This window comes from Gorillibacterium sp. sgz306347, assembly GCF_059735245.1.
The window spans coordinates 99,221-111,920 of record NZ_JCAPET010000005.1 but is presented as its reverse complement, the minus strand read 5'-3'; the positions used below and the strand labels follow the sequence as shown (position 1 = coordinate 111,920).

The 12,700-nt window shown below is 61.9% G+C and carries 11 protein-coding genes and 1 pseudogene; 3 read left to right on the top strand and 9 right to left on the bottom strand.

Features of this window, described 5'->3' with window-relative positions; genetic code table 11:
• Nucleotides 1-49: 49 nt before the first annotated feature.
• The gene (locus AC6I6H_RS04810) at nucleotides 50-976 is read right to left on the bottom strand and encodes an AraC family transcriptional regulator (RefSeq protein WP_497952169.1); all 927 of its coding nucleotides are present in this window, start codon (nucleotides 974-976) and stop codon (nucleotides 50-52) included.
• A 144-nt stretch (nucleotides 977-1,120) separates the two neighbouring features.
• On the opposite strand from AC6I6H_RS04810, the pseudogene AC6I6H_RS04805 reads away from it, so the two are divergent.
• Nucleotides 1,121-1,372, top strand: a pseudogene (locus AC6I6H_RS04805) (Atu4866 domain-containing protein); the annotation flags it as partial.
• Nucleotides 1,373-1,418: 46 nt separating this feature from the next.
• Nucleotides 1,419-2,165, top strand: a complete 747-nt coding sequence (locus AC6I6H_RS04800; protein ID WP_497952167.1) for an SDR family oxidoreductase — start codon at nucleotides 1,419-1,421, stop codon at nucleotides 2,163-2,165.
• A gap of 437 nt (nucleotides 2,166-2,602) precedes the next feature.
• Here the strand turns inward: AC6I6H_RS04800 and AC6I6H_RS04795 are convergent, their stop codons facing one another.
• Together AC6I6H_RS04795 and AC6I6H_RS04790 are read right to left on the bottom strand one after the other, a co-directional pair.
• Nucleotides 2,603-3,301: a YqeB family protein gene (locus AC6I6H_RS04795; protein WP_497952165.1), complete on the bottom strand. Its 699-nt coding sequence runs from the start codon at nucleotides 3,299-3,301 to the stop codon at nucleotides 2,603-2,605.
• A gap of 19 nt (nucleotides 3,302-3,320) precedes the next feature.
• Nucleotides 3,321-4,205: a helix-turn-helix domain-containing protein gene (locus AC6I6H_RS04790; protein ID WP_497952162.1), complete on the bottom strand. Its 885-nt coding sequence runs from the start codon at nucleotides 4,203-4,205 to the stop codon at nucleotides 3,321-3,323.
• 164 nt (nucleotides 4,206-4,369) lie between these two features.
• Here AC6I6H_RS04790 and AC6I6H_RS04785 point away from each other — a divergent pair, with 164 nt between their 5' ends.
• Nucleotides 4,370-5,299: an SDR family NAD(P)-dependent oxidoreductase gene (locus tag AC6I6H_RS04785; protein ID WP_497952160.1), complete on the top strand. Its 930-nt coding sequence runs from the start codon at nucleotides 4,370-4,372 to the stop codon at nucleotides 5,297-5,299.
• A 291-nt stretch (nucleotides 5,300-5,590) separates the two neighbouring features.
• Here AC6I6H_RS04785 and AC6I6H_RS04780 read toward each other — a convergent pair whose 3' ends face one another.
• The 6 genes from AC6I6H_RS04780 to AC6I6H_RS04755 form a co-directional block, all read right to left on the bottom strand.
• On the bottom strand, nucleotides 5,591-6,736 hold the full coding sequence (locus AC6I6H_RS04780; RefSeq protein WP_497952158.1) for a polysaccharide deacetylase family protein: 1,146 nt from the start codon (nucleotides 6,734-6,736) through the stop codon (nucleotides 5,591-5,593).
• Between the two features lie 149 nt (nucleotides 6,737-6,885).
• Nucleotides 6,886-7,830 (bottom strand): M15 family metallopeptidase, encoded by a 945-nt coding sequence (locus AC6I6H_RS04775; protein ID WP_497952156.1) that lies wholly within the window; start codon nucleotides 7,828-7,830, stop codon nucleotides 6,886-6,888.
• A gap of 80 nt (nucleotides 7,831-7,910) precedes the next feature.
• Nucleotides 7,911-9,002, bottom strand: a complete 1,092-nt coding sequence (locus AC6I6H_RS04770) for a sensor histidine kinase (protein WP_497952154.1) — start codon at nucleotides 9,000-9,002, stop codon at nucleotides 7,911-7,913.
• On the bottom strand, nucleotides 8,995-9,684 hold the full coding sequence (locus tag AC6I6H_RS04765; RefSeq protein ID WP_497952152.1) for a response regulator transcription factor: 690 nt from the start codon (nucleotides 9,682-9,684) through the stop codon (nucleotides 8,995-8,997). Before AC6I6H_RS04765 ends, AC6I6H_RS04770 begins: the two co-directional genes overlap by 8 nt.
• Nucleotides 9,685-10,157: 473 nt before the next feature.
• Nucleotides 10,158-11,024: an SDR family oxidoreductase gene (locus AC6I6H_RS04760; RefSeq protein WP_497952150.1), complete on the bottom strand. Its 867-nt coding sequence runs from the start codon at nucleotides 11,022-11,024 to the stop codon at nucleotides 10,158-10,160.
• A gap of 788 nt (nucleotides 11,025-11,812) precedes the next feature.
• Nucleotides 11,813-12,682 carry a GNAT family N-acetyltransferase gene (locus AC6I6H_RS04755; RefSeq protein WP_497952148.1) on the bottom strand — a complete coding sequence of 290 codons (870 nt, stop codon included), beginning with the start codon at nucleotides 12,680-12,682 and terminating at the stop codon, nucleotides 11,813-11,815.
• Nucleotides 12,683-12,700: the final 18 nt, after the last annotated feature.

The window sequence follows — 12,700 nt, the reverse complement described above, 5'->3', positions numbered from 1 at the left end:
GGAGGACGGGACAATGGGCGGGCGGAAAGCCGCGACCGGAAAGGGAGCGCTAGAGCGAGGCCCGGAAGCGCCGGATGTCGCTTATCGGGGGGTGGCCGAACAGCCGGGCGTACTCGCGACTGAACTGGGACGGGCTTTCATAGCCGACGCGGAACGCCGCGTCGGCGGCCGCCGCGGTTTCGGTCAGCAGCAGCCGGCGGGCTTCCTGCAGCCGGAGCCGCTTCAAATACTGAAGGGGGCTCATGGCCGTGACCTCTTTAAAATGCTGATGCAGGGAAGACACGCTCATGTGGACCGCGTGCGCGAGCTCCTCGATCCGCCAGGGCTTTGCGCAGTCGCGCATCATAAGATCAATGGCAGCCGCGATCTGCCGGCCCCGGCTGCCGGACAGCACAAACCGTCTGATTTGGCTGCCGGCGTCGTCCTGCAGCACCCGGTAGAAAATTTCGCGGACGGCCAGCGGAGCCAGCACGGGGATGTCCTCCGGCGTGTCCACCAGACCGGCCAGCCGGAGAACGGCATCCAGAAGCGGGGGCTTGGTCCGGGCCAGCGCCAGCCCCCGCCCGCTCCTTTTCCGCTCGCGCCCGTCCGGCTCCGCTTCCCCGTCGCCCCGCAGCAGGTCGACCATCTGGTCCATGTTAAAATTCAGCTGAAAGCAAAGGTAGGGCGTATCGGGAGAAGCTTCAACGACATGCCCGATCACCGGCAGGTGAACCGATGCCATCAGGTAGCAGCCCGGGTCGTACCGGTAGGTTTCGCTGCCCAGCATAGCCAGCTTGGCTCCCTGCGCAACCAGACAAAGAGAAGGTTCATAGACGGAATGAACCGCCTCCGTTGGGCGGGACGCGCGGATAAAGCGAAGCGGGCCCACAGCGGTCTGGTGAAACCCGTCTTCTTTGGCATGTCTGGCAATCAGCCCCGCCAGCTCCTTTTGCTTGGCGGCGACCGTCTCCCGCGTCTCGGCACTAACCGGCATGTCTCTTCCCGCCTTCCGTTTGGATTAGCTCCACTGTATGCCTTTTTGGAGAATCAGGCAAGAATCGGCCAGCATTCGTCTACCGTCCGCCTGCCGGACGGAGGCATAATACGGGTAACCTCTTCTTTTGAAAGGAGCCTGAGCATGAACAACAGCAACGCCCACCCTCCTCATCCTTACGTCGGCATGTGGGTGACCCGCGACGGATACATCCGCCACGAGCTTTTGCCGGACGGCCGGTACGACGAAGCCCGGGGCAGCCGGCGCAGCGCATACCAAGGGAACTATACGATAGAAGGCAGCCATATCGAATACACGGACGACACCGGCTTTACGGCTGACGGCGATTTTCGGGACGGCGTCCTTTATCACGCCGGGATGATATTTTACCGTGAGGAAAAAACCGGTCGCGTGAACCATTATGAGAACGGAGGGATCTACAGTGACAACCTGGAAGCTGAACGAAAAAGTCGCCCTGATCACCGGAGCGTCCCGGGGAATCGGGCGCGCATTGGCGCTGGCGTTTGCCGCGGCGGGCGCGAAGGTCGTGGTCAATTACAGCGGGAGCAAGGAAAAAGCGGAGGAAACCGTCCGGGCCATTCGGGATAACGGCGGCGAAGCCGTCTCCGTCCGCGCCGATATCAGCCGGAAGGCCGAAGTGGAGGAGTTGTTCCGGCAGACGCTCGGTTTGTTCGGGCGGGTGGACATTCTGGTCAACAATGCGGGACGGATGACCACAAAACCGCTGGCCGACGTAACCGAGGAAGAATTTGACCGGCAGTTCGCCGTCAACGTCAAAGGAACCTACTTCGCCATTCAGCAGGCAGCCCGGCATATGGGCGAGGGCGGACGGATCATCAACTTCTCCACCTCGGTCGCCGGCGCGATGTTTCCCGCATACAGCGTTTATGCCGGGACCAAAGGGGCGGTGGAGCAGTTTACCCGCCAGCTGGCCAGGGAGCTTGGGCCGAAGGGCATCACCATCAACGCCGTCGCCCCCGGCCCGGTCAACACCGAGCTGTTCCGAAACGGCAAAACGGAGCAGCAGATGCAGGCCATCGCCACCATGAACGCGTTCGGCCGGCTGGGCGAAACGGACGACATCACCGGCACCGTGCTGTTCCTGGCCAGCCCCGAAGCCGGCTGGATCACCGGGCAGACGCTGCGCGCAAACGGCGGCTTCGTTTGAAGCGGCGCCATAGCGGCAAACCCTAACAGCTGCCACAGAGCTTGTTTGACCAAAAAAGCGGACTAGGGCATTTGTAACGGTTGCCACAGCGCTTATTCGCCTCAAAACCCGCTCTTTTTTGCGCTAACGGTTGCCACAGCGCTTATTTCGAAAAAACCGGGCAAAATTAAGCAAAAATCCGAAAATAAGCGCTCTGGCAACCGTTACAATCCCGAAACCCCTTTATTGGAGCAAATAGCCTCTGTGGCAACCGTTAGCTGAGGCTCCGGTCAAAACAGAGGTCCCGTCTCCGTGTACAGATCCGCCGGGACGCAAACCGGGCTGCTCCCGCCCTGCCGATTTCGGCTTTGACAGGCTCCCCCTGAAGGTAGACGGGTGAAATCGTAACCCCCGCTACGGTAGGGGAGCCTGTCACTTGCGGGACAGCCTTTTGCCGGTTACGCCTTTCTCCAATACTGGCGGGTTTCTTCCTCCCGGACCGCGTAACCCAGCTTGGCCAACTCGCCGCGAAGGTCGCGGGCGTCCTCCCGGTCCTCCGCCTTCAGCGCCTTTTCCCGGGCTATCAGCAGAGCGTTGACCGCCGGCGGCAAGTCGGGCGAATCGGGCAGCCAGCGCCGGTACGCCTCCCGGAACGGGTCTCCCTCGTCCGCCCACGGGTAGCCGTGCCGCCGGAACCCGCGCGCCAGCCTGGCGGCCGTCTCGTCCTTCGGCTCCCGGGCAAGCTCGAGGCCCGACGTTCCGAGCAGAACCAGCTCCTTGCCGTCCAGGAAGACGGCGGCGATGTCCTCTGCGGCAAACAACCGCCGCTTTCGGTTCTTTTGCAGCGAAACCTCCCGGCTGGTAATGGCGACGACCAGCGTTTCCCGGATGCCCAGCGCGGCAAGCGCAGCTCCCCCGGACAGACCGGCGGCCGCCAGCAGGAAAGGCACCCAGTCCCCTTTCAAGGAAGCAATCAGCCGGAGCGGCCCGGAAAAGGGCACCCAAGGCAAGCTTAACGCCCATTCGGCCAGCTGCGGCAGAAAATAACCGAGCGCCAGTCCCGCTCCTCCCAAAATGACGTACAGCGCCAGCCCCGACAGGACGGATACGCCAAGCACGGTTTTACGACTTTCGATGGGTCGGGCATCAGCCAGCATTTCTCCTTCTCCTTCCCGGCTATTCTTCAAACGACAGATTCGCTGGCTCGTCCAGAAGCTCATACTGCAGCTCCAGGTTCGTGGTCTGCACCCGGCGGTCCACTTCCTCAAACCGGAGGCTGTCCACCCATACCTGCCCCGGACCCATCAGCAGTACTCCGAACGACACTATCGCGCCATTGTCGGGGATATCAAGCACGATGGCGTAGTGGTTCCATTCCGTGTCCCCGATGATGCGCCGGTCGTTCATGTTGTCAAACTGCAGCACGTCCTGGGCGTTGTTGTCGACCCGCATCCACAGGCCGCAAAAGTCGCTGACCCCGGAGGTCTTCACGAAGCCGGAAAACCGCATCCGTTTTCCGATGTAGCGGTCCGCCTTGAACTGCTGCATCATGGTGGCAAACTCGGCCGGCTCCTGCGGCGTGACGGCTTTCAGATAACCCGACGCGTTGCCCTGATGAACGACAGCCCGGTCGATGCCCATTTCATAATTGTGCGGATGGCTTCCGCTCAAAATCCAGCCCTTGACGTTTGTCGGCTCTTGCATGGCGTTTCCTCCTCGGGTCGGCCGCGTCTGCGGCGCGAATAATTTGCGGTAGCGGTTCGGCGGCAGGCCGTATCTTCTCTTGAAGGCGCGTGTGAACGCCTCCTGGCTTTCAAAAAGACAGTCGAACGCTATGTCGAGTATCGGCTGATCGGTGTACAGCAGCAGCCGGGAAGCCCGGCACAGACGGCGGCCGCGCAGGTAGTCGGCCACGTTCATTCCGACGGCTTCGCGGAACAGCCGGTGAAAATGATGCGGCGAAAATCCGGCCTGCGCCGCGATTTGCTCCAGCGTGATGTCTTCGTGCAGATGGGTTTCCATGTAGCGGATGCTTCTCTGAATGTGGTTTGGTGCAATCAAGGCGGCGCCCTCCTTTGGTCCCTATCCTACCAGACGGCGGGGAACCGTTTTTGACTGTTTTTGCGAAATGGTTCGCTTTTTCCGTGAGAAGGGTAAACCTTTAAGAAAACAAAAGCCCGCGGACAGGTCTGCCGGACCGGCGCGGAACGAGGAGGAGCAGAGCCATGAAAAAGACGAACCACCCGGCGGAGGAAACCCGGACCGTCGTGATTACCGGCGCTTCCAGCGGCATCGGCAAAGGGGTCGCGTTGAAGCTGGCGGAGCGCGGGATGAGCCTGGTCCTGGCCGCGCGGCGCGCCGGCCTGATCGAAGCGCTGGCCGCGGAATGCGGCAATGCGGTCGCCGTGACGGCCGATGTCGGTGTCCCCGGAGATGTGGAGAGGATTGCCCGAACGGCAATCGAACGCTTCGGCCGGATCGACGTCTGGATCAATAACGCCGGAGCGGGCCTGATCGGGGACTTCGACCGCATTCCGTTCGAGGATATGGCCCGCTGCGTGCAGACGAATGTGCTGGGCGCCATGTACGGCAGTTCGGCCGCCCTCGCCCATTTCCGGCAAAACCGGGCCGGCACCCTGATCAACCTCGGCTCCATCGCCGGAAAAATCCCGTTCCCCTACTACAGCGCCTACGCGGCTACCAAATATGCCGTCGTCGGCCTAACCGCCTCGCTGCATCGGGAAATGGAGCTGGAAGGGCTGGACAACGTTCATGTCTGCCTGGTCAATCCCTGGGCGACCGACACGCCCTGGTTCGACCATACGGGCAATTATACCGGCAAAACGGCGCGCATGCTGCCGCTCGACGATCCCGGGAACGTCACCGACGCCATCGTCAAGCTGATCGATGACCCGCAGGAATCGGTGGACGTAAGCTTTTACGCCAAAGGCACCAACCTCTCCAGCCATCTGTTCCCTGCGATGACCGAGAAGCTGAACGCCAAAATTGTTCAAAAAATGATCCGGGATGCGCCGGAGACGGAGCACACCTCCGGCATTCTTCACGAGCCGATGGCGCACGGAGCGGACGTTCTCGGCGGCATCAAGGAGCGGATCGAGGAGGAAGACCGGCGGATGAACAAACAGGCGGATTGATTCGCCGGCGGCCGGCTTGTCCCGGCGGACCGGAAGGCCTCTGGCACCGGCTGGGCTGCAAATAACGGCGCCCCCGATGCGGCCCGCCTTATCAGGCAGGGCTCGCGCCGGAGGCGCCGTTTGCTTGGCGTGGCCCCGGGGCCGGGGCTGGCGTTGCTCCAAGCCGGGGCTGGCGTTGCCCCGAGGCCAGGGCTCGCCTTGCTCCAGGCCGGGGCTGGCGCTGCTCCGGGCGGGGCCGAGCCCGGCGCACGCCGGAACGAGTAGGCCAGCGGCTCGGCTGTCCACGCCTGTTCAGCGCTCGTCCTTCCAGAAATTCAGCGGCCTTGCGTCGGCGTCAATCGGCTTCAGCGCATAGCCTTCCTTCTCCAACGCATCCAGCAGCCGGGGAAGGATCGTCAGCGTAGCTTTTTGGTCGTGCATGAGAATGACCGGCGTCACCCCGCGTTTCTTGAGCGCCCGCACATCCTCGATGACTTTCGACAGCACGGTTTCGGGGTCCTTTTTGTGCCGCCAGTCGTTGGAATCGATGTTCCAGTCCCAAAGGTGATAACCGGCGCCCGCCGTGGCGTTCCGGTATGCTTCGGTAAACGACGGCTTGCTCCCGAACGGCGTCCGGATCAGCTGCGAGCGGACCCCGGCCGCCTTCGCCAGCCGGGCGTTCGCGTCGTTCATTTCGGCAAGCGCCGTCTGCGGGCTGCGGTAAAACACGTTCACCCGGTGGGAAACGCCGTGCAGGCCGACCTGATGCCCTTCCTTCACGATCCGTTTCGCGGCCTCCGGGTATTGGCTGATCTGGCCGCCCAGCATAAAAAAGGTCGCTTTCGCCTTGTGCGCCTTCAGCACATCCAGCAATTGTCCGGTAACGGCGGTCGGGCCGTCGTCAAAGGTCAGGTAAAGCGCGGGGCGGCGGCCGCCGAGCGCCGACTCGATCGCTCTTCGCTCCTGCTCCAGAAACTGCTTGTCGCTCTGCGCGGCCTGCTTGTTTTTCACCCGGATCAGCGGCACGTCCGCATACCGGGTCAGGTTATAGCCGAAGCTGGCGGAGAGCAGCGAGAGCGGCGCCATCAGCCGGCCGTTCCGGTAGAAGAGCTTGACGCCGGACGCTTTCCCCGCATCGCGGACAGCCTGGCCGCTTTGCGGATTCAGCAGCAGCGTATGCCCGCCGGACGCCAGCTTGACCCCGCCGTCCTTCTGCACGGACAGACGCAGCCGAAGCGCGTCGGCGGCGGTGCGCACGGGCACATAGGTGACGTTGTCAAGCATTTCGGGCAGAACGTCCGGGAACGGAAGCAGGCGGTCGTTCACGCCGATGTAGACATCCTGCTCCGGCAGGTCCTGTGCCGCTCCCGCTGAAGCGGGGGAAGAAACGAACAGCTGCGTCAGCACGGAAAAGAAAAGCACGAGGGAAAGGATAAGAGCCGGGCGGTTGATTCTCATACGCGTTCAAACTCCTTTTATCGCAAAGCCATTTCTCGATTTTGATAATAGGACGCGGCAGCTCCCCTCTTCGTTGCAGAGCCGCTGCGCTTTTTTTTGAACGTTCTCCATCCCTCTTTCTTTCGCGCGTTCATCTTGCCCCCTCCCTGTCAGGAAGCTGCATCCGGCTGAAACAGCGTGACGATCACGCCCTCCCGGTTGTCGCCCGAAAGCTCGTACCGGCCCGCCGGAAGCGAAACGGTCAAGCCCTCCTCGTAGCGGTAATAGGAAATGGTATACCGCCCTCCGTCGGCATCCGCCGTGACGGTTTTCCGCTCCTTGAGGTAATCGAGGTATTCCTCCAGCACAAAGCCGTGCTCCTCCATCAGCCTGCTGTGCGGCAGGCCCACGTAACGAAAATGCCAAGGCTCGTACTGAATGCCGGTAATATCCGTTTTCTTTTCTGGATAGCGCAGCACAAACCCGTATTCCCACGCGTGCTTCTTCAGCCATTTGCCCTCGGGCGCGCGGTCCATCGTTTGATCCATAGAGCCAAGATCCACGGAGAGCCCGACGTTGTGCTCGCTGTAGCCCGGCGGCAGGGCGTAATCGGCGCCTTTTTCGAGGAAAAGCGCCTCCTGGTCTTCCTTCCCCCGATAGCCGCTCGTGACGAGGAAATGGCTCACGCCATCCCGCCGTGCGGCGCCGAGCATCGTCATCAGCTCCCGCGCGACGCCTTCGGAAAGCGCAATGCTTCCGTCGATCAAACCGTATCCTTCTCTCAGATCGCCGCGCTCGTAAAGATTCACTACATCGCCGCGCACGCCATTCGGATGCACGGGATTGTCCTTGTTGACCAGAATGAGATTCCCTTCGTGCACCTGGTCCCCCGTGAGCGCCACCTTGCCGTTCCCGGGAACATCGGCCGGTGCCGACACCCCGGAGAGGTTGTCCGTTCCTCCGCCCGTTGCCGGGTTACTTATAGAAGCGGGAGCCGAAGCCGCGGAGGGACCGACCGCATCCGCCCCGCCCGCGTTGCCTCCGCGTTCCTGCCGCAGCCACATGCCGTACCCCACTGCAAAGATCACAAGCAGCAAAAAAAACCACCTTTTCATCATTCGGCCTCCTTGAACCTGGTCCTACCAGAATGAAGGAAAACCTTTTGAAAAAAAGGTGGGGAATTCTAAAATTTTTCTTAAGTTCCGGCCGGCAGCCGAACCTCGAACAGCGTGCGGACCGGACCGCTTTCGACCGAGATGGAGCCCCCGTGGCGCTCGACAATGTTCTTGGCGATAAAAAGCCCAAGCCCCGTGCTGCCTTCCGTATGAGTTCTCGCCTGGTCCCGCGTATAAAACATATCGAATACATGCGGCTGCTCGTTTTCGGGTATGGCATCGCCGTAGTTGACGACCCGCACCGCGATCTCTTCGCCCTCCCGGACGGCGGTTACGTCGACATACAAGCCGTCGCTGCCGTACCGGGCCGCATTGTTCAGCAAATTCTCGAACACGCGGGCCAAAAGCCCGCCGTCCGCTTCCGTCCGCAGGCCGTCCTCCAGGTTCAGCCGGGCGGTCAGCCCTTGCCGCTCGAACTGCGGATAAAGCTCCTCGCAAAGCTGGCGCAGCAGCTCCCCGAGGTCGATGCCGCTTTTGTGCAGGGGAAGCATGCCGTGGTTCATCCGCGTGATCTCGAACAGGCTGTCGATCAGCCGCTCCAGGCGCTGCGCTTTGGCGTGAGCGATCGCCGTGTAGTGGCGAAGCTGCTCGGGCGGCAGGCCTGCGTCGCGCTGCATCAAATCCAGGTAGCCGAGAACCGAGGTGAGCGGGGTCCGCAGGTCGTGGGCCAGATTCAGAACCAGCTGGTCCTTGCTGTTCTCGGCGAAATCGCCGCGTTCGCGCGACTTCCGCAGCTCCTCTCCGGCACGGTTGACGTCGTCCGCAAGAGAACCGAGCTCATCCTTCGAGCGCACCTGGACGACATGGGCAAAGTCGCCCGCTGCAAGGTGACGGATGCCCTTCGAAATTTCTTTAAAGTAGGCGGCATACGGTTTTGTCAAAAGAAAGAAAAACAGCACCGCAAGCGGAACGAACAGCACCAGAAAAAAAGGCAGCTCCCCGATCCGTCCGATCAGCATGCGCACAAAGGCCAGAAAATCGCCCCTCATGGCATTCTCCCGGTAATAGGCCTGCAGGAGCCGGTAGACGATATACGTGACGAGGCCGGACAGAAGCATGCTCAGTCCGAAGAACAGCAGCATGCTCGAGCGGAAGCTTCGCGTGTTAGCCATGGAACGCGTACCCGACGCCCCAGACCGTCTTGATCCGCTTGGCGCCGTCCTCTCCGAGTTTTTTCCGCAGGGTGCGGATATGCACCATGACGGTGTTTCCGCCTTCGTAATAGGCCTCCCCCCACACCTGCCGGAAAATGGCCTCGGCGCTGAACACCTTTTTCGGATGGCGCAGAAGCAGGTGCAGAATTTCGAACTCCTTCGGCGTCAGCTCAATGTCCCGCCCGTACAGGGTGACCAAACGCCGCTCGGGATCGAGCCGCAGCCCGCCCTCCTCCAGCACGCTGTTCCGCTCCTCCGGCGGCTGGTTGAGCTGGGTGTACCGGCGCAGCTGGGCGTTGACCCGGGCGACCAGCTCCAGCGGGTTAAACGGCTTGGTCATGTAATCGTCGGCGCCCATGACAAGACCGGTGATCTTGTCCAGGTCCGACGTTTTGGCGCTTACAAAAATAATCGGAAAGCGGTGCTCCTCGCGGGCCAGCCGGGTCACCCCGTAGCCGTCCAGGCCCGGCATCATGATGTCGAGCACGGCGAGGTCGACCGGCTCGCTCCGGATGACCCGCATCGCTTCGTTTCCGTCGTGAACGGTCACGGTCCGGTAGCCTTCCTTTTGCAGGTGCAGGGCGATCAGCTCGGCAATTTCCTTTTCATCGTCCGCAATCAGGATCGTCACTGGCTTCATTGTCGTTTCCACCACGCTTTGCATTGATCTCCCTGTTGGTTTCGACAAAGGGGCCGCCAAACCCTTGCGGAGCGGCGCAGGTTTTGCGCGGACTCCTGCGCGCCGCGCAATAAAGCCTTCCCCCTTCACGCGGGAAGGGGGAAGGCTTTTCTGGGGCGGGCCCGGCCGAAAGGGGGCCATCGCACAAGGGCGGGCCGGTTGCACATGGCGATCCGGCTGTACATGGGCGGCCCAGTCCGCACATTGGCGGTCAGTCGAGCATGGACGGCCCAGGCTGCACTTGGGCGGTTAGTCGAAACATTGGCAGCCCAGTCCNGATCCGGCTGTACATGGGCGGCCCAGTCCGCACATTGGCGGTCAGTCGAGCATGGACGGCCCAGGCTGCACTTGGGCGGTTAGTCGAAACATTGGCAGCCCAGGCTGCACTTGGGCGGTTAGTCGAAACATTGGCAGCCCAGTCCGCACATTGGCGGTCAGGACCGCAGTTGGCCGACCAGCTCGCGCACGGCCGCGGATAGCGGTGTAGCGGGACGGCCGAGCAGGCGCTCGAAATCGCCGCTTTCGAGATCCAGCGCGCCGTCGCGGATGGCGGCCTGGATCGCGACGACGATCGGGAGCGCGGGTTCCGGCACGCCCGCGTTTTTCATCGCCTCAGCATAAGCTTCGTCGCTCACCTGGGCGACGGGCACCTCGCGTCCGATTGCCTCGGCCAGCGCGGCGGCGTACTCCTCCTGCGTCGCCGGCTTGCCGCCCAGCTCGTACACGGTATTGTCGTGCCCTTCGCCGGCCAGCACGGCGGCCGCGGCTTCCGCGTACTCGCGCCGCAGCGCCCAGCCGGCTTTGCCGCTTCCCACGGACGTCAGCCATGGCGCGCCGGCCAAAACCGCCTGGATCGTGCCCGCTTCGTTCTCCGCGTACCAGTTGTTCCGCAGGAACGAATACGGAATGCCTGTCTCCCGAATGGCGCGCTCCGTGGCGCGGTGGACTTCCGCCAGGAACAGCGTGCTGTCCTCGGCATTGGTCGCGCTTGTGTACGCGATAAATCCGACGCCCGCGCGTTTTGCCGCGTCCACGGCGGCGGTATGCTGGCGGATGCGCGTTTCCGTATCGCCGTCCGTGGAAATCAGGAGCAGCCGGTCGACGCCGGCAAAGGCAGTATCCAGCGTTTCCGGACGGTCAAAATCGCCATGCCGCACGTCGACTCCGCGGGCGCTCAGATCGGCCGCCTTTTCCGGCTGCCGCACGCTCACAGCGAGCTGCCCGACGGGTACTTTCTTTAACAAATGCTCCATTACAAGCGACCCCAAATGCCCGGTCGCACCGGTAACCAAAAGCTTCATCTTCAATCTCCTCCATTTCGCGGGATCGTAACGCCACCAGCCCGGCCGATACTGTTTCACCGTCAAACCAGCGTTGTAACCATTATGGTTACTTCAATATTAAAAGTCAAGCGCACCGTGAAGATTCCGGATGATCCCGCTGCCTAACCCACGCGCCTCCCCATTCCTAACGCTCGCCCGCCGATGCCGCTGCCCTGCGGATCACGTATAGCTGCCAAAACAAATATGTTCTCCGTGGTACCCGGCCGAGCAGGTAAAGCTAACGGTTGCCACGGAGCCTATTTGCCCCAAAAAGAAGGTTTGAAAATTCTAACGGTTGCCACAGCGCTTATTTCCGTTTTTTTGCTTGAGTTCGCCCGTTTTTTCCGAAATAAGCTCTGTGGCAACCGTTAGCGAAAAAAAAGGGCGGTTTTAGCTCGAATAAGCCCTGTGGCAACCGTTAGCCATCCGTGCAATCCCATCCCTGGCGCCACCGATAATCAAATTTGGGGCTTGCTTGTTTTCAGAAAAAAGGAGGCAGCGGTCGACCACGCGAAAATAACCGGGGTGGGGCAAGCGCGACTGCTGCCCGTCCGGCTACACCCTATTCGCCGGAGAGCCGGCGGCTTTCCCGCTCGCTTTTGAACAGCCTTTTCGCTGCCCGCTGCCCATCCGCCCAAGCCCCCGGCTTTCCCGCTCGCTTTTGGACAGCCTCTTCGCTGCCCGCTGCCCATCCGCCCGAGCCCCCGGCTTTCCCGCTCGCTTTTGAACAGCCTTTTCGCTTCCCGCGCCCCATCCGCCGGTTTGCGTTACGTGATGGAGGCGGCCGGCTGCTTCACATCGTCCGGGTAACGGAACGCCCCCGATGCCCGCACAAACAAGCCGCTGTCGGAGGGCAGCCGCTCAAAGGGCGCTTCCTCCGTATCCGGCGTGAAATGGAGCACCAGCCGTTTCACTCCTTCGGCCGGAAGCTTCCGCAAAAGCCCCGCCAGCCCGCCTTTCCGCTTGCGGATGATGTCGTAGACCTGCAGGCTGTCGTCTCTCCGCTCCGCCAAAACGACCGCCTCCTCCTCTTCCAGGTAAAAGATGCTTTCCTTGAAAAAGGTCAGGCAGTGAAACATCAATATGTCCTCGGCGCCTACGGCCGCGAACCGGCGCGACGCCGGCGCCCGCCCGGCCGCGAAGCGGTGGAGAAACTGCCGGTCGGCCTCCCGGTCCATATCCAGCTTGCGGCACGAGGCCGGCCCTCCCGGAGACGGCTCGAAGGCCGCCGCATACGGCCGGTCCTCAGTGGCGCAGAAGCCAAAGCGGGGGTAAAACGCCTGAACCGAGGAATTGGCAAACAAATAAAGAAAATCGGTTTCCTTTTCGTAATCGGCGATAATCCGGTTCAGGAGGCCGGCGGCAAGTCCCTTGCCCCGGTAAGCCCGGTGTGTCATGACGGCGCCGATCTGCACCGCCTTTTTGCGCTCGCCTCCGACAAGAAAATCCATCCGGTAAACCGACGCGTTGGCCACGATCCGGTCCCCGTCAACATACGAATACGGAATATATCGCTCGCTCCAATACCCCTTTTCGTACCAGGGCTCGAAGCTGATGCCAAACGTGGCGAACGCCAGCTCCGACAAGCTTTTGCGCAGCGGCGCCCGGTCCCGGTAGCCCTGTTCAAACACTAGCATCATTCTCTCCTCTTTCCC